This is a genomic window from Azospirillum argentinense, assembly GCF_000632475.1.
GTDB lineage: Bacteria > Pseudomonadota > Alphaproteobacteria > Azospirillales > Azospirillaceae > Azospirillum > Azospirillum baldaniorum.
Map to the genome: position 1 here is coordinate 1,797,546 of NZ_CP007794.1, position 16,279 is coordinate 1,813,824.

A 16,279-nucleotide genomic window follows, 5' to 3' on the forward strand; every position below is an offset into this window, starting at 1 on the left:
ACACGATGGCCGCCTTCCTCATTGAGAACATGGCGCCGCTGATGTTCGCGGCGCTTGTTCTTTTCCTTTTGATGGGTTTCCCGGTCGCCTTCGCGCTCGCCGCGAACGGCCTCCTCTTCGGTCTGATCGGCATCGAGCTGGGCCTGCTGACCCCGGCGCTGTTCCAGGCGCTGCCGGAGCGCGTCTTCGGCATCATGCGCAACGACACGCTGCTGGCCATTCCCTTCTTCACCTTCATGGGCCTGATCCTCGAACGATCCGGCATGGCCGAAGATCTGCTCGACACGGTCGGGCAGCTCTTCGGCCCGCTGCGCGGCGGTCTGGCCTACGCGGTGATCTTCGTCGGCGCGCTGCTCGCCGCGACCACCGGCGTGGTCGCCGCCTCGGTCATTTCGATGGGCCTGATCTCGCTGCCGATCATGCTGCGCTACGGCTATGACCGGCGTCTGGCGTCGGGCGTCATCGCAGCGTCCGGCACGCTGGCCCAGATCATTCCGCCGTCGCTGGTGCTGATCATCCTGGCCGACCAGCTCGGCCGTTCGGTCGGCGACATGTACGCCGGCGCCCTGGTCCCCGGCCTGGTGCTGACCGGCCTCTACGCCGGCTACATCCTGGTCGTCAGCATCGTCCGCCCCGAGTTCACCCCGGCCCTGCCGCCGGAGGCGCGGAGCCTGCGCGGCGCCAAGCTGCTGTTCCGGGTGCTGACCTCGCTGGTGCCGCCGCTCGTCCTGATCTTCCTGGTTCTGGGCACCATCTTCATCGGCATCGCGACACCGACGGAAGGCGGCGCCATGGGTGCCGCGGGCGCCATGATCCTGGCGCTCATGAAGCGGCAGCTGAGCTGGTCGCTGATGCGTCAGGCGATGGACACGACGGCCAAGCTGTCCTCCTTCGTCATCTTCATCCTGATCGGCTCGACGGTCTTCGGTCTGGTGTTCCGCGCCGTGAATGGCGACCTGTGGGTGGAGCATCTGCTGACCAGCCTGCCGGGCGGCGAACTGGGCTTCCTGATCGTCGTCAACATCATGGTGTTCCTGCTCGCCTTCTTCCTCGACTTCTTCGAGCTGGCCTTCATCATCGTGCCGCTGCTCGCCCCGGTCGCGGAAAAGCTGGGCATCGACCTGATCTGGTTCGGCGTCCTGCTGGGCGTCAACATGCAGACCTCCTTCATGCATCCGCCCTTCGGTTTCGCCCTGTTCTTCCTGCGAAGCGTCGCTCCACGGGAGGATTACAAGGACAAGATCACCGGGAAGATCATCAAGAAGATCACCACTGGCCAGATCTACTGGGGCGCCGTGCCGTTCGTCTGCATCCAGCTGATCATGGTGGCGCTGGTCATCATGTTCCCGGAGATGGTCTTCTCCGGCCTGGACCGCGGCGAGCCGATCGATCTGGACAATGTGAAGATCGAGATCCCGGCCTTCGATTCGGGCGAACCGCCACCGCCCTTCGGCGCGCCGGAGCAACCCACCGAGGATCCCAACGCCGACCTCATGCGGCAGTTGCAGGGCAAGTAACCGCTCCCTCCTCCCCCGCCCAGCGGGGGAGGAACCGGAAAGCCCGCCCGCTTATCGGCAACAAAAAAGCCCCGCTTCCGCGGGGCTTTTTTGTGTTCGGCGTTCTTTCAGGATTTCTTCTTCGGCGTCGGGGCCGAGTAGACGAAGTTGTCGAAGGTGTTCTCGGCGACGCGGAACCACAGATACTCCTCGTCACGGAACTTGCGCCACGGCTCGTAGACCTTGCGGAATTTCTCGTTCTTGGCGGCCTCCTCCTCGTAGACGTCGAAGGTCGCCTGATAGCAGGCCTGGAGGATGTCGCGCGGGTAGGGCTTCAGCACGGTGCCGGCGCCGACCAGACGCTTCAGCGCGTGCATGTTCACCACGTCGTACTTGCCGAGCATGTCGGCGGTCGCGTCGGCGCAGGCGGCCTCCAGAACCGACTTGTAGTGCTTGGGAAGTTGCTCCCACTGCGGCAGGTTGATCAGGAAGGACACCTGCGGACCGCCTTCCCACCAGCCGGGATAGTAGTAGTATTTGGCAACCTTGTTGAAGCCGAGCTTCTCGTCGTCGTAGGGGCCGACCCACTCCGCCGCGTCGATGGTGCCCTTCTCCAGCGCCGGGTAGATGTCGCCGCCGGCGATCTGCTGCGGCACCACGCCCAGGCGCTGCAGGATGGTGCCGGCGTAGCCGCCGATGCGGAACTTCAGGCCCTTAAGGTCCTCGACGGACTTCAACTCGTTGCGGAACCAGCCGCCCATCTGGGTGCCGGTGTTGCCCGCCGCGAACTGGATGATGTTGTAGCCCTTGAAGAACTCGCGCATCAGGTCCATGCCGCCACCGTGGGTCATCCAGGCGTTCTGCTGGCGAGCGTTCAGGCCGAAGGGCATCGCCGCGTCGAAGGCGAAGGTCGGGTCCTTGCCGACATAGTAATAGGAAACGGTGTGGCCGCACTCCACGGTGCCGTCCTTCACGGCGTCCAGCACCTGAAGGCCGGGAACGATCTCGCCGCCGGCGAAGGTGCGGATCTGGAACTTGCCCTCTGTCATTTCGGCGACACGCTTGGCCACCCGCTCGGCCCCGCCGTAGATGGTGTCAAGGCTCTTGGGAAAGCTCGACGCGCAGCGCCACTTGATCTCGGGGTTGCTCTGCGCGATGGCGGGGGCGGCCAGCGTGCTGGCGGCGACACCGACACCGGCGCTGGTGATGAAGGTACGGCGTTTCATGGCGGTCTCCTTGGGTCCTCTCGTCCCGGCGTGGGCGCACACCGCCGTTCCCGCCCCCGCAAAGGGGGCGCGGCGTGCAAACCGAAAGGCTGTTGTTTTGTGAAAATTTTCTGGCAACGCCGGATCGACGTCACCGTGCGGGTTACGGACCGGGACTGCCGGGGCCGATGGACCCCCGTGCCACCGCTGTGCCTTCACACGGATCTGTGGTGACCATGCGCGTGCCTCCCCTATGCCCGGTGTTCCTTCAGCCTTGATGCCCGCGTTCTGGGCACCGCTTCGGCCGATGGCACCGAGTTCCTTTTGATATGACGACTATGCCGGAATCGCGGGTCAGAGTTCAAGCATAAGCATGGCTCAACCCTACCAATTCGGGAACTTTCCGTCGGAAATTCCGCCAAAAGTGAAACGGAGGGCCGAAAGCCCTCCGTTTGCGCGCAACGTTAGGTGTATGAGCCCCGGAGACGGCCGGCTTACGTGAAGCGATTCACCTTGGGGAAGCCGTTGGGCGGCATCTTGCCCACGCCGGCGCGGTTGCCCAGCCAGCCGGTCAGGTTGGTGACGTTGAACTGCCGCTCGCCGTGCTTCCAGCTCAGCCCCTCGGCGATGGTGAAGACCTTCAGGTCGGACAGGCTGCCGTCCTTGTACTTCTGGAGTTGCACGCCCTTGCCGCGGGCCATCACCGGCACCTGCTCCAGCGGGAAGACCAGCAGCAGGCGATTGTTGCCGATAACAGCCACATGGTCGCCCTCCGCCGGGATGCAGATCTTGGCGTCCTTGTTGTCGTCGGGGTTGAGGATCTGCTTGCCGGAACGGGTCTGGGCGACGACCTCGTTCTCCTCGACCTGGAAGCCGCGCCCGTCCTCCGACGCGACCAGCAGGCGGCGGTCGGGCTGGTGCTTGAACAGGGTGATGATGTCCGCCTCGTTGCCGAGATCGATCATCAGCCGCACCGGCTCGCCGAAGCCGCGCCCGCGCGGCAGCTTGTCGGCGGACAGTGTGTAAAATTTGCCGTTGGTGCCGAAGACAAGGAGCTTGTCGGTGGTCTCGCAATGGACCCAGAAGCCTTCCTTGTCGCCTTCCTTGTACTTCACGTCGAGGCGTTCGGCGTCGGTCAGGTGGCCGCGCACCGCGCGAATCCAGCCCTTCTGGGAGCACAGCACGGTCAGCGGCTCGCGCTCCACCATGGCGTCGACGGGGATGTCGATGACGGCCGTGGCCTCGGCGACCTGGGTCCGGCGGTCCTCGCCGAAGCGCTTGCGCGTCTCCTCGGTCTCCTTGCCGATGGTCTTCCAGCGCAGGCTCTCGTCCGCCAGCAGCTCGCTCAGGCCGGCCCGCTCGGCGGTCAGCGCGTCGTTCTCGCGCTGGATCTCCATCTCCTCCAGCTTGCGCAGGTTGCGCAGCCGCATGTTGAGGATGGCCTCGGCCTGCACCTCGGTCAGGGAGAAGGCCCGCATCAGCGCCTGCTTGGGCTCGTCCTCCTCGCGGATGATGCGGATCACCTCGTCGAGGTTCAGATAGGCGATCAGGTAACCGCCCAAAACTTCCAGCCGGTGGTCGATCTTGGCCAGCCGGTGGCGGGACCGCCGCTCCAGCACCTCCATCCGGTGGTCGAGGAAGGCGTCCAGCACCTCGAACAGATTCATGACGCGCGGGACGTTGTCCTTGTCCAGCACGTTCATGTTCATGGCGAAGCGGATTTCCAGATCGGTCGTCTGGAACAGCGAGGCCATCAGGACCTCGGGATCGACGTTGCGGCTCTTCGGCACCAGGACGAGTCGCACGTCCTCCGCCGACTCGTCGCGCACATCCTCCAGCAGCAACAGCTTCCGGTTGGTCAGAAGCTCGGCGATCTTCTCGACCAGCCGGGCCTTCTGCACCTGATAGGGCATCTCGGTGACGACGACCTGCCAGGTGCCCTGCCCCAGCTTCTCCACCTCCCACCGGGCGCGCAGGCGGAAGGAGCCGCGGCCGGTGCGGTAGGCCTCGACCACGTTGGCTCGCGGCTCGACCAGCACGCCGCCGGTCGGGAAGTCGGGGCCGGAGATCAGGGTGACCAGATCCTCGATCTTCGTCGGGGCCGGCTTCTCCTTGCCGGCCAGCGCCGCCTTCACGCAGTCCTGCTTGTGCTTCAGCACCAGCCGCAGGGCGGAACAGAGCTGGGCGGCGTTGTGCGGCGGGATGTTGGTCGCCATGCCGACGGCGATGCCGCTGGAGCCGTTGGCCAGCAGGTTGGGGAAGTTGGCCGGCAGGACCGCCGGCTCGTCCCCGTCGCCGTCGTAGGTCGGGCGGAAATCGACCGCGTCCTCGTCGATGCCTTCCAGCAGGGCCTTGGCGACGTCGGTCAGGCGCGCCTCGGTGTAACGCATGGCCGCGGCGTTGTCGCCGTCGATGTTGCCGAAGTTCCCCTGCCCGTCCACCAGCGGGTAGCGCACCGCGAAGTCCTGCGCCAGACGGACCAGCGCGTCGTAGACGGAGGTGTCGCCGTGCGGGTGGAACTTGCCGATCACGTCGCCGACGACGCGGGCCGATTTCTTCGGCGGCGTCGAGGGGTCGAGCCGCAGCTGGCTCATGGCGTAGAGCAGACGCCGGTGCACCGGCTTCAGCCCATCGCGCACGTCGGGCAGCGACCGCGCCATGATGGTGGACAGCGCGTAGCTCAGGTACCGCTCGCTCAGCGCGTCGCGGAGCGGCTTCTCCTGGATGTCGAGGACGGGGTCTTGGGCAGGGTCTCGGGACGTCATGGCGTGTGGATACCAAATCTAGCGGCGGCGCGCCACCGTGTTCTCGTAACGTTCTCTTAATCGCAGCCTTGCGGGCGGCAGCGGGCCGTTGAGCAGATGGCGCTCCAGGAAATGACCGGTCAGACGCAGTCCCTCCGCCACCGCCTGCGGCCCGCCGCCGCCCAGCCCGATGAGGAATCCGGGCAGCGGCAACAGCCGGTCGCGGTAGGGTTCCCCGGCGGAGGCCGACACCGCGCGCCCGGTGCGCGGGCTGACATAGGCGAGGTAATCGTTGGCTCCGGTGACCGCGCAACGGTCGAGATCCAGCCCGAATCCGAGTTCGGCGAGCAGCCCGACCTCCCATCGCACGTAAGACTCGGCCCAGGCGTCGCCACTCAGCAGGCCGAACAGCGCCAGAAGCCCGTCGAACAGCGCCGGGTGCGGCTGGTGCTCCGGGAGGGCGGCCTCGGCCAGCGCGCAGGCGGCGGTCAGGGTCGCGAGTCGCAACGGATCATCGAGAAAGGCGGCGGAATAGCCCTGCACCACCTCCAGCGTCAGGTTGCCCAGATGCTCCGGCAGGCGTCCGCGCCAGCGCGCCGACACCAGCGTGCCGGGCTCCAGCGCCGCCCGGTTGCGGCTGGATCGCCCGCCCATGACCATGCCGGCGTGCCGGCCGTGGTCGCGCGTCAGCAGGGTGACGACCGCCGAGGTCTCGCCATGCGGCCGCGCCGACAGCACGACGCCCTGATCGGACCACTCCATGCTTCCGCTTCCTCACAGTGACGGCCTGCGTTCGACTCGCCGATAACATCCCGGGACGCCTCCGGGCGCCCGCGAAGCGGGTTTGTTCGTCCTTAACACCAGCATGACGCAAATCCTTCGCAACGGGGCTTCATTTCTCATTCACCATTCGGGCACTATGTTGCGAGTCACAGGATGCGGGCACGCCGCGGCGGTGAGGGGGCTTTGAGCAGCACGATCGAGCGATATCTGCTGGCCGAGAAAGCCGGCTCCGAAGGCGTCTGGGACTGGGACCTTCGCAACGATACGATGTTCCTGTCTCCCCGCTTCAAGGAGTTTCTCGACCTGCCGCCGGGCGACGTCAATCGCCCGGAAGATTGGCTCGACCGCGTCCACCCCGACGACATCGACTGGCTCTACGCCTCCTTCGAAGGCCAGATGGTCGGCGTCTCGCTGCCTTTCCAGATCGAACACCGCGTCCGCCGTGCCGGAGCCGGCTTATCGCCGGACGGTGGCGACACCGGCTGGCGCTGGCTGGTCTGCCGCGGCATGGCGGTCCCCGACGAATCGGGCGATCCGGTCCGCCTCGTCGGGTCGGTCGCCGACATTACCGACCGCAAGCACGCCGAACGCCAGCTGCGCAAAAGCGAAGAGCGCTACGCGCTCGCCGCCGCGGCCAGCAACGACGGCCTGTGGGATTGGGACCTCGAAACCGGCACCGTCTATTATTCGCCGCGCTGGCTATCGCTCCTCGGGCTCGAGGAAGGCGGCGTCGGCAGCAGCCCCGACGAGTGGATGGAGCGCGTCCATCCCGACGACCGCCCGTCGCTGCGCGCAGCGCTGGACGCGCTGGGCGGCGACGACACCGTCTTCACGATCGAGTACCGCGTGCGCCACGCCGATGGCGGCACCCGCTGGATGGCCTGCCGCGGCATCGCCGTGCTGGACGCGCAGGGCCGCCCGGTGCGGCTGGTCGGCAGCCAGGCCGACGTCACCGACCGCAAGACCGCCGAGCAACGCCTGCTGCAGAGCGAGGAGCGCTACGCGCTCGCCGCCGCCGGCGCCAACGACGGGCTGTGGGACTGGCGGCTGGACACGGACGAGGTCTACTATTCCCCGCGCTGGGCGGCCATGCTCGGCTGCGCCGTGGACAGCCTGTCCAACCGGATCGGCGAATGGTTCGACCGGGTGCACCCCGACGATCTGGCCGGGCTGCGCACCGCCATCGACCTGCATCTGACCGGCGAGCGCGAGCATCTCCAGCACGTCTTCCGCATCCGCGCCGCCGACGGGGACGAGCTGTGGATGCTGGTCCGCGGGCTCGCCGTTCGCGACGGGTCGGGCCGGTCGGTGCGAATCGCCGGTTCGATGACCGACATCACCGCCCAGAAGCGGGCGGAGCAACAGCTTCTGTTCGACGCCTTCCACGACGGCATGACCGGGCTGCCCAACCGCACCCTGCTGCTGGACCGCATCGGGCAGGCGCTGGACCGCAACCGGCGGGCCGGCGGCAAGGCCTTCGCCGTCATCTTCATCGACCTGGACCGCTTCAAGTCGATCAACGACGCGCTGGGGTCCAGCGTCGGCGACCGGCTGCTGAAGACCATCGCCGAGCGGCTGGACGGGACCCGGCGCATGGGCGACACGCTCGCCCGCCTCTCGGCGGACGAGTTCGCCGTGCTGCTGGACAGCGTCGACGACGTGGGCGACGCCCTGTCCGCGGCGGAGCGCATGGGCGAGGCCGTCGCGCGGCCGCTGGCGCTGGACGGCCACGAGCTGGTGCTGTCCGCCTCCATCGGCATCGCCCTCAGCGTCTCCGGCTACGACCGGGCGGAGGAGATGCTGCGCGACGCCAGCCTTGCCATGTACCGCGCCAAGTCGGGCGGGCGGGCGCGCATCGACGTGTTCGACAGCAACCTGCGCCGTCAGGCGATGGCCCAGATGCGCACGGAAACCGATCTGCGCATGGCGTTGGAGCAGGATCAGCTCGTTCTCTACTATCAACCGATCGTCGCCCTCTCCTCCGGGCACATCGCCGGCTTCGAGGCGCTGATGCGCTGGAAGCATCCCGAGCGCGGGCTGGTCCCGCCGGGCGAATTCATCCCGCTGGCCGAGGAATCGGGGCTGATCGTCCCGATGGGCCGCTGGGCGCTGCGCGAGGCGGCGCGCCAGCTCGCCCAGTGGCAGACCCGCTTCCCCCGCTCCACCCCGCTGTTCATGAGCGTAAACGTCTCCTCCCGCCAGTTCAGCGATGACGACCTGATCGGGCTGGTGAGCGAGGTGCTGCAGGAAAGCCGGGTCCCGCCCTCCAGCCTGAAGCTGGAGATCACGGAAAGCCTGCTGATGAAGGACCCCGCCAAGTGCCGGGTGCTGATGCAGGGCATCCGCGACATGGACGTTCGCCTGTCCATCGACGATTTCGGCACCGGCTATTCGTCGCTGTCCTACCTGCACAAATTCCCGGCGGACACGCTGAAGATCGACCGCAGCTTCGTCCAGGCCATCTCGTCGGGCGAAGGCAACGCCGCCATCGTGCAGGTCATCGCCACGCTGGCCGCCATCCTGGGCATGGAGGCGGTCGCCGAGGGCGTGGAGACCGAGATGGAGTCGGAATTCCTGCGCGACATCCTGTGCAAGTACGCGCAGGGCTACCTCTACGCCCGCCCGGCTCCCGCCGACGCCATTGAGGCGCTGCTGATCCGCGAGGCGGAGGAACCGCTGGTCGCTCCCAGCCTGGCGTAAGGCGCCCCCCCGGCAATCCTTCCGGGGCCGCCGACCTGAACCTTGCGGCTTTCTCCCGCAGGTTGATTGTTTGCGGAGGGAAATAACCCGACGCTTGCTTTCACACAATCGTACTATCAATAATCGTTCCGCGCGATTGTGGTCGGAGATTCCCCTCCTGAACTCATCCGCGCGATGGCGCGCCACTTATCAAAAGCATAAAATCAAAGGAAAAAACAATGATAGCGGGAAAAATTCGCGCGGCCCTCCTGGCAATGGGCACGTTGCTGTTGCTTAACGCCTGCGCCAGCACACACATGCGGGATGTGCCGGAACCAATCGCAGCAACCAAACCCGCAGAAAACTCCGCGACACTTGTCCTGATGCGGCCATCCTTCTTCGGTGGTGCCATTCAGTCTTCGGTTTATGACATAACGACAGGCAATTCCGAATTCATCGGCATCGTGTCTGCTGGAAAGAAAATTGCTTATGAAGCACCCGCAGGCAAACGCCGCCTGATGGTTGTTGGCGAGTCGGCTGACTTCATGGACGCTGACTTCGCGGCCGATCAAATTTATTACGCTCGTGTCGTTCCGCGACTTGGCGTGTGGAAAGCGCGCTTTTCGTTGGAGCCGGTTCCAGCCTCCTCGTCCGAGCTGGAGAGCGATCTGAAATCCTGCACTTGGGTGGACAACACGCCGGCTTCGCATGATTGGGCGCGTGCAAACATTCAAAGCGTGGATGCGAAAAAGGCGGAATATCTGGAAGATTGGGAAAAGGGGTCGGACAAGCCGTTCATTGCCCGGGACGCCGGCCAGAAAGCGCGCCCGTAGGGAGGGCACAGAACGCCCCAAGGGTTCCCAACAAAAATCCGGTCAACCGGCTGATCGGCCCGCTGGGGCGTTCCCCCATCCAACGGACACTTTCCCCGGCACCGCCCTTTGTGCGAGTGTCCGCGCTCTTTCATTGGGACAGATCAGGATCTCGCGTTATGGCCGACCGCAACTGCGGAGAATGCACGCTGTGCTGCAAGCTGATGGGCGTGCCCGAACTGAAGAAGCCTTCGGCCAAGTGGTGCGTGTCCTGCGACCAGGGCAAGGGCTGCACCGTCTATGAGGAGCGTCCGCAGTCCTGCCGGAACTTCCAGTGCTTCTGGCTGATGGACGAGAATTTCCCCGACGAGTTCCGACCCGACCGCATCAACGCCCTGGCCGCCTTCAACGACGTGAAGGACAGCTGCGTCCTCCACGTCGATCCGGCCAAGCCGCGCGCCATGTCCAGCCCGAAGGTCAACGCCCTGATCGACGCGCTTCTCAAGAGCTACGCCAAGGTGTTCGTGCTGTCCGGCAAGGAAAGCGCGCTGATCCAGCGCTGAGTCCGGTTACGCCGCGCCGCCGCGGAAGTTGAGCAGGCTCGGCGCCTTGTCGATGATCTCCTCCAGGATCAGGGAGGCGGTCTCCAGATCGCGCTCCAGGTCCTGGCCCAGCTTGCCGGCGTAGTTGGGGCGCTTCAGCTTCTCGTGGGCGTCGTGCAGGCTGCGCAGCTCCGCGACGAAGATCTCGCGGGCGCCCATCGGCAGGATCGGGTTGGCCGACAGCACGAAGAAGAAGCGCATGCTGGCCCGAACCAGAAGGGCCAGCATCACCGTGTCCAGCCGCTCGAACTGGTCGCGCAGGTCGTCGGAGCGGGTGTCCACGAGGTTGCGCAGCCGTTGCTCGATCAGGATGACCAGCGCCTGGAACTCGCCCACCTTGTCGCGGAATTCGCGGTAGGCGCCGAAGCTGTGCTTGCTCGCCTCATGCTCGGCCAGCTGGGCGAGCTTCGACGCCTCCCGGCACTGGCGCTCCAGCGCGGACAGCAGTTCCTTGACCTCGGCGCGGGTGTATTGGCGCTTGCTCATGACGGCGGAAAGACCCTTCGACGCGACGGCCTGCCCTATAGCACGAAGACAGGCGCCGGTCACCGGGACGCTTCACCGGCGCGAAGACGGTGTCACTCCGATCAGTGATCCGCCGCCGCCGGTTTGCCGCCAGGACGCCGCACCAGCGGCATCAGCAGGAGCCCGGCGAAGAACACCCCGGCCATCAGCAGCAAACAGTCGTTGAAGGTCAGCACCATCGCCTCGCGCTCGACCATGCGGGCCAGCGTCTTCATGGCGGCGGCCTGCGGGTCGGCGACCAGCCCGTCGAACTTGGCCGCCAGCCCGTCCAGCGTCTCCTGCACCAGCGGACGGGCGAGGTTGAGGTTGTCGCCCAGCCGGTTCATGTGCAGGGAGGCCCGCTCCAGCAGCACGGTGTTGATCGCCGCCAGACCGATGGCGCCGCCCAGGTTGCGCATCAGGTTGTAGAGACCCGACGCGTTCTTGAGCTGCTCCAGCGGCAGGGTGCCGAGCGCGATGGTGTTCACCGGGATGAAGCAGAGCATCAGCGACAGGCCGCGCACCGCCTGCGGCAGGAACAGCTCCCAGAAGCCGGACTGGTTGGTCAGGTGGGCGTTCAGCCAGACGCCCGTGCCGAACAGGCACAGCCCCATCGCCAGCATCACCCGCAGGTCGAGCTTCTTCGACAGCGCGCCGGCGATCGGCGCGGACAGGAACTGGAAGGCGCCCGTCACGAACATGATCGTGCCGATCTGCAGGCTGTTCAGCCCGCGCACCCGCGCCAGGAACAGCGGCTGCAGATAGACCGCCCCGTAGAGCCCGATGCCGATGATGAAGCTGTAGAGCGAGCCGATGGCGAAGTTGCGGTCCAGGAAGGCGCGCAGCTCGACGATCGGGTTGCCGTAGGTCAGGACCCGCCAGAAAAAGCCGATGGCGGACACCGCGGCGACCACGGCGAAGATCGCCACATACTCGTCCTGGAACCAGTCCTGACGCGGGCCTTCCTCGACCACGAACTCCAGACTGCCGAGGAAGGCGGCCATCAGCCCCAACCCGATGAAGTCGAAGCCCTTGCGCAGCGCCGGGTTGGGCTTGTCCACGTCGACCAGCGTCCACACCAGCGAGGTCACGGCGATGCCCGGCAGCACGTTGGCCAGGAACAGCCAGTGCCAGGAGAAGCTCTGGGTCAGCCAGCCGCCGAGAGTCGGGCCGAGCGTCGGCGCCATGGTGGCGACCAGACCGATCATCACCGACACGCCGGCCCGCTTCTCCGGCGGGAACAGGGAGAAGCTGGTGGCGAAGACGGTCGGGATCATCGCGCCGCCGATGAAGCCCTGGAGCGCCCGCCACACGATCATCGATTCGATGCTGGAGGTGAAGGCGCAGGCGACGCTGGTCAGGGTGAAGCCGGCGGCGGCGATGGTGAACAGCACGCGGGTGGAGAGAATCCGCGCCAGCATGCCGGACAGCGGGATCATCACCACCTCGGCGATGAGGTAGGAAGTCTGCACCCACGAGATTTCGTCGGCGCTGGCCGCGAGGCCCGCCTGGATTTCCGACAGGGAGCTGGAAACGATCTGGATGTCCAGGATCGCCATGAACATGCCGACGACCATGGACAGGAAGCCCAGCCAGTCGCGCGTGCTCACCGGGCGCGGCGCGGCGCTGGGTCCTGCGTTGGAAGAGGAAGGAGCCGCCGCGCCCCGGCCCGCGGGGGCGGGGAGTTTGGAGCCGGGACGCGGCGGTCTCGCCGCCCGCGTCCGCCGGGGGATTGGCGTTGCGGGCGGTGGGCGTGTCGTCGTTGGTGATGGCGGTCATGGTCGCCCTCTCCAGGACGAAAGAGATTGAAACGAAAAACGGGTGTTGGCGCGGTTACTTCGACGCGACCGTCCGGCCGGGGATCAGAGCACCCATGACGGTGCCCGCGTTGTGCGGCTGGTCTTCGGCGCCGCGGGTGTCGACCTCGGCGACCACCGACAGGCCGGGGCGCAGCAGGCCGGACAGCACGCTGTCGCGCGGCAGGGCGATGCGCACAGGCACGCGCTGCACGATCTTGGTGAAGTTGCCGGTCGCGTTCTCAGGCGGCAGCAGGCTGAACTGCGAGCCCGACGCCGGCGCGAAGCTCTCCACCCGGCCGAGCAGATGCTTGTCCGGATAGGCGTCCACCTCCACCGTCACCGGCTGGCCGGGACGCATGCGGGCGAGCTGCGTCTCCTTGAAGTTGGCGACCACATAGACATCGGGCAGCGGCACCAGCGAGAGAAGCTGCACGCCCGGACGCGCGTACTGGCCGACCTGGACGCCGCGGTTGCCGACCACCCCGTCCACCGGGGCCCGGATGACCGTGTTGTTCAGATCGTTGCGCGCGGTCTGCAGGGCGGCCTCCGCCTGACGCAGGCGGGCGTCGGTCTCGCTGCGGCTGGCGTTCAGCACGCCGACCTGATCCTGCTCCGCGACCAGAGCGGCGCGGCTGCGGGCGGTCTCCGCCGTCGCCTTGCGCAGGTCGGCGTCCGCCGTCTCGAACTTCTGGCGGCTGGCCCAGCTGTCGCTGGCCAGCGCGCGGGTGCGATCGAAATCCTGCTGGGCGCGGCGCTGCTCGGCCTCGGCGCTGGAGACCGAGGCGGCGGCCTGGTCGATGATCGCCTTCTGGAGCTGCAGCTTGCTGTCGATGGTGCCGAGCGCCGCCTTCTGCGCGGCGACGTTGGCCTCGGCCTCCGCGACCTTGGCGCGGAAGTCCTGGTCGTCGAGAACCGCCAACACGTCGCCCGCGGCGACCTGCTGGTTCTCCGCCACCCGGACGTCCCGCACATAGGCCGAGACCTTGGGGCTCACCACCGTGATGTCGCTGTGGACATAAGCGTTGTCGGTCGACTCGAAGAAGCGACCCTCGGTCCACCACTCCCAGCCGGCGTAGCCGCCACCGGCCAGCGCCGCCACCGCCACACCCGACAGAACGATCTTCCGCACGGTCTTGACCATCGTAATCCAGCCCACCCGTTTCGGTTCTTTGCCCGGCACGATCCGGCTTGCCGCCGCCCCGCCGAAACTGAACCGTTCAGTTTAGTCTTGCGAAAAGATGATCGCGGGCCTACCTGTTGTCAAGAGTGAACTGAACGGTCTAGTTTTAACGTTTGGGATTGTGGTTGAATGCGGAACGCGTTACGGCAGCGGGGACTCGGCGCACGAAGTCCCGCAAGGACCGCCGGCACCGTGGTAGAACAGGATGCAAGGCCGGTTTCAGGACACCCGGCTTCAGGACATGAGGAACGCATGAGCACGCTGGTCGCCCCCACCCCGGAGGCAGGATCGAAGCCCGCGCAGATCCTGGAGGCCGCCGGAAAGCTGTTCCTGGACCATGGCTACGGCGCCGTCAGCATGGACGCCATCGCCAAGACGGCCAACGTGTCCAAGGCGACGCTCTACGCCCATTTCGGCAGCAAGGACGAGCTGTTCCGCGTCATGGTCGCCCGCGAATGCAAGGGGCAGGCAATGGCCGCCGTCTGCGAGGAGGCGCGCGCGCTTGACATGGCCGACGGGCTGCGCCTGATCGCCCGCCATTTCGTCACGCTGATCCTGTCGCCGCAGGCGCTGGCCGGCTACCGCGTGGTCGTCGGCGAGGCCCACCGCTTCCCCGAGCTGGCGAGCGCCTTCTACGAGGCAGGCCCGGCCCGCACCATGGAGCACATCAGCGCCTTCATGACCGATCTCGACCGCCGCGGCCTGCTGCGCATCCCCGACCCGCAGCTTGCGGCGGAGCAGTTCGTCGGACTCGTCAAGTCGCACACGCATTTGCGCTTCATGCTGTGCCTGTCGGAACGCCCGACGGAGGAACAGCTGACCCGGATCGTCGACGGCGCGGTCTCCCTGATCATCCGGGGCTACGCGCCATAACGGAACCGCGGTCAGCAACCGCCTCAGCGCCCTCCGTCGAAGGTGATCATGACCTCCAGCACCCCGGCGGCGTCCGCCTGGACATCGCGGAAGGTGGCGATCTCACCGGGAAGGATCTGCGGCGGCACCGGCGCGACGGTCCAGTTCCGCAACGGCTGGCGGTCGGCGCCCAGCGCGGTGACCCGCAGCGCCGGCACCGTGCGCAGCGTCTCGGAGACGTTGACGATCTGCCCCTCCACCAGCAAAGCGGCCTTGCCGTCCTCGGCCTTCTGCTCCGAGCGGACGTTCTGAAGCTGGAGGCCGGTGCCCGGCGGCTCCATCGGCAGGCCGACCGTCTCGTAGAACAACGCGGCCGGAGGCCACAACCGCACCACGGTGGCGCGGCCGAAATAACCGGCGGCACCGATGGCCAGCAGCACCGCCACGAAGCCCCCCCAACCGACCAGCGCCCGGCGCCGCGCGCCGGGGGCCGCCGCGGGCTTGGCAGCCGCCTTCGTCTTGGAGGGCGGCGTCTTGGCAGAGGACGGCGGGACCGGGTGGAACTCGGTCACCGCGTCGGGATGGAACACGGGATCGTCCTGCGGCGACTGCCACCACATGTGGCCGCATTGGGCGCAACGCACCTTCCGGCCCTGCGGACCAACCGCCGAATCGGCAAGAGTGTACCGTGTGTCGCAGGCCGGGCAGGTGATGATCATAGATGCCGATCGTTGTCACCGAATTTGCAGACTGTCCTTATAGGTAGTCATGAGGTGTGAAGCAAGGAACGCACGGGCGCCGCGTACGGCCGCTCCTACCAAGGCAATGGGCGCGGCAAGACGGACAGCGGTGGACGCGCCGGCCCCTGCCGGTGCATTGTCCATCCGCGCACCCGGCGGGACGCCGCCGGGGCCTTCCGTTGCGCCTTTGGTGGGACCGTGATCCGTTTCGAGAATGTGGGACTGCGCTATGGCACCGGCCCGGAGGTGCTGCGCGACATCAGCTTCACCCTGCCGCCCGGCTCGTTCCACTTCATGACGGGGGCGAGCGGGGCCGGCAAGTCGTCGCTGCTGAAGCTGATGTATCTGGCGCTCCGCCCGTCGCGCGGGCTGGTCACCCTGTTCGGCAAGGACATGGCGCGGGTCAAGCGCACCGACCTACCGGCGCTGCGCCGCCAGATCGGCGTGGTGTTCCAGGACTTCGCCCTGCTCGACCATCTCTCGGCGCTCGACAACGTGGCGCTGCCGCTGCGCATGGGCGGTGCGCGCGAGTCCGATGTAGTGGAGCACTGCACGGAAATCCTGCGCTGGGTGGGGCTGGGCAACCATCTGAACTCCCTGCCCTCCACCCTGTCGGGCGGGCAGCAGCAGCGCGTCGCCATCGCCCGCGCGGTCATCAACCGCCCGCGCCTGCTGCTGGCCGACGAGCCGACCGGCAACGTCGACGACGGCATCGGCATGCGCCTGCTCTACCTGTTCGAGGAACTTCACAAGCTGGGCACCACCGTGGTCATCGCCTCGCACAACGAGGCGCTGATCCGCCGCTTCGAGCACCCGCGCCTGATGCTGGAGAACGGACGCCTGCACGTCCTGCCGGCACACGCCTCGCGCTGGGCCTGACGCG

13 protein-coding genes and 1 pseudogene are annotated in these 16,279 nt (G+C 66.9%); 6 read left to right on the top strand and 8 right to left on the bottom strand.

The genetic code is table 11. The features are described 5' to 3' along the window. The first annotated feature begins 5 nt into the window (after positions 1–5). Positions 6–1,517 carry a TRAP transporter large permease gene (locus tag ABAZ39_RS22180; protein ID WP_040134995.1) on the top strand — a complete coding sequence of 504 codons (1,512 nt, stop codon included), beginning with the start codon at positions 6–8 and terminating at the stop codon, positions 1,515–1,517. Between the two features lie 107 nt (positions 1,518–1,624). On the opposite strand, the gene ABAZ39_RS22185 is transcribed toward ABAZ39_RS22180, so the two are convergent. The 3 genes from ABAZ39_RS22185 to recO all read right to left on the bottom strand — a co-directional run bounded on the left by ABAZ39_RS22185 (position 1,625) and on the right by recO (position 6,207). Next, positions 1,625–2,722: a TRAP transporter substrate-binding protein gene (locus ABAZ39_RS22185; RefSeq protein ID WP_040134997.1), complete on the bottom strand. Its 1,098-nt coding sequence runs from the start codon at positions 2,720–2,722 to the stop codon at positions 1,625–1,627. A 473-nt stretch (positions 2,723–3,195) separates the two neighbouring features. Then, positions 3,196–5,466: a DNA topoisomerase IV subunit A gene (gene parC / locus ABAZ39_RS22190; RefSeq protein WP_040134999.1), complete on the bottom strand. Its 2,271-nt coding sequence runs from the start codon at positions 5,464–5,466 to the stop codon at positions 3,196–3,198. An 18-nt stretch (positions 5,467–5,484) separates the two neighbouring features. Continuing rightward, positions 5,485–6,207, bottom strand: coding sequence for a DNA repair protein RecO (gene recO, locus ABAZ39_RS22195; RefSeq protein ID WP_040135001.1), 723 nt, complete (start codon positions 6,205–6,207; stop codon positions 5,485–5,487). 204 nt (positions 6,208–6,411) lie between these two features. Between recO and ABAZ39_RS22200 the strand changes: the two genes are divergently transcribed. The 3 genes from ABAZ39_RS22200 (at position 6,412) to ABAZ39_RS22210 (ending at position 10,282) form a co-directional block, all read left to right on the top strand. Beyond that, positions 6,412–8,928: a sensor domain-containing protein gene (locus tag ABAZ39_RS22200; RefSeq protein ID WP_040135003.1), complete on the top strand. Its 2,517-nt coding sequence runs from the start codon at positions 6,412–6,414 to the stop codon at positions 8,926–8,928. Positions 8,929–9,146: 218 nt separating this feature from the next. Beyond that, positions 9,147–9,740 (top strand): hypothetical protein, encoded by a 594-nt coding sequence (locus tag ABAZ39_RS35775; protein WP_144243606.1) that lies wholly within the window; start codon positions 9,147–9,149, stop codon positions 9,738–9,740. 158 nt (positions 9,741–9,898) lie between these two features. Beyond that, positions 9,899–10,282 (top strand): hypothetical protein, encoded by a 384-nt coding sequence (locus ABAZ39_RS22210; protein WP_040135007.1) that lies wholly within the window; start codon positions 9,899–9,901, stop codon positions 10,280–10,282. A 6-nt stretch (positions 10,283–10,288) separates the two neighbouring features. On the opposite strand, the gene ABAZ39_RS22215 is transcribed toward ABAZ39_RS22210, so the two are convergent. From ABAZ39_RS22215 to ABAZ39_RS22225, 3 genes are all read right to left on the bottom strand, one after another. Beyond that, positions 10,289–10,807, bottom strand: a complete 519-nt coding sequence (locus tag ABAZ39_RS22215) for a hypothetical protein (protein WP_014198289.1) — start codon at positions 10,805–10,807, stop codon at positions 10,289–10,291. Positions 10,808–10,908: 101 nt separating this feature from the next. Then, positions 10,909–12,402, bottom strand: a complete 1,494-nt coding sequence (locus ABAZ39_RS22220) for a DHA2 family efflux MFS transporter permease subunit (RefSeq protein WP_081863262.1) — start codon at positions 12,400–12,402, stop codon at positions 10,909–10,911. Between the two features lie 256 nt (positions 12,403–12,658). Next, positions 12,659–13,753 (bottom strand): HlyD family secretion protein, encoded by a 1,095-nt coding sequence (locus ABAZ39_RS22225; RefSeq protein ID WP_247881683.1) that lies wholly within the window; start codon positions 13,751–13,753, stop codon positions 12,659–12,661. Positions 13,754–14,056: 303 nt separating this feature from the next. Here ABAZ39_RS22225 and ABAZ39_RS22230 point away from each other — a divergent pair, with 303 nt between their 5' ends. Then, positions 14,057–14,677: a TetR/AcrR family transcriptional regulator gene (locus ABAZ39_RS22230; protein ID WP_014198285.1), complete on the top strand. Its 621-nt coding sequence runs from the start codon at positions 14,057–14,059 to the stop codon at positions 14,675–14,677. Between the two features lie 23 nt (positions 14,678–14,700). Here ABAZ39_RS22230 and ABAZ39_RS22235 read toward each other — a convergent pair whose 3' ends face one another. Both ABAZ39_RS22235 and ABAZ39_RS37770 read right to left on the bottom strand, forming a co-directional pair. After that, positions 14,701–15,246 carry a DUF3426 domain-containing protein gene (locus tag ABAZ39_RS22235; protein ID WP_247881684.1) on the bottom strand — a complete coding sequence of 182 codons (546 nt, stop codon included), beginning with the start codon at positions 15,244–15,246 and terminating at the stop codon, positions 14,701–14,703. A gap of 36 nt (positions 15,247–15,282) precedes the next feature. Next, positions 15,283–15,375, bottom strand: a pseudogene (locus ABAZ39_RS37770) (zinc-ribbon domain-containing protein); the annotation flags it as partial. A 219-nt stretch (positions 15,376–15,594) separates the two neighbouring features. Between ABAZ39_RS37770 and ftsE the strand changes: the two are divergent. After that, positions 15,595–16,275, top strand: coding sequence for a cell division ATP-binding protein FtsE (ftsE, locus tag ABAZ39_RS22240; RefSeq protein WP_014198283.1), 681 nt, complete (start codon positions 15,595–15,597; stop codon positions 16,273–16,275). Positions 16,276–16,279 lie beyond the last annotated feature (4 nt).

Coding starts and splice junctions, on each gene's coding strand:
- ABAZ39_RS22185 (WP_040134997.1), bottom strand. CDS start 2,722: ATGAAACGCCGTACCTTCATCACCAGCGCCGGTGTCGGTGTCGCCGCC.
- recO (WP_040135001.1), bottom strand. CDS start 6,207: ATGGAGTGGTCCGATCAGGGCGTCGTGCTGTCGGCGCGGCCGCATGGC.
- ABAZ39_RS22210 (WP_040135007.1), top strand. CDS start 9,899: ATGGCCGACCGCAACTGCGGAGAATGCACGCTGTGCTGCAAGCTGATG.
- ABAZ39_RS22215 (WP_014198289.1), bottom strand. CDS start 10,807: ATGAGCAAGCGCCAATACACCCGCGCCGAGGTCAAGGAACTGCTGTCC.
- ABAZ39_RS22180 (WP_040134995.1), top strand. CDS start 6: ATGGCCGCCTTCCTCATTGAGAACATGGCGCCGCTGATGTTCGCGGCG.
- ABAZ39_RS35775 (WP_144243606.1), top strand. CDS start 9,147: ATGATAGCGGGAAAAATTCGCGCGGCCCTCCTGGCAATGGGCACGTTG.
- ABAZ39_RS22220 (WP_081863262.1), bottom strand. CDS start 12,402: ATGGTCGTCGGCATGTTCATGGCGATCCTGGACATCCAGATCGTTTCC.
- ABAZ39_RS22230 (WP_014198285.1), top strand. CDS start 14,057: ATGAGCACGCTGGTCGCCCCCACCCCGGAGGCAGGATCGAAGCCCGCG.
- parC (WP_040134999.1), bottom strand. CDS start 5,466: ATGACGTCCCGAGACCCTGCCCAAGACCCCGTCCTCGACATCCAGGAG.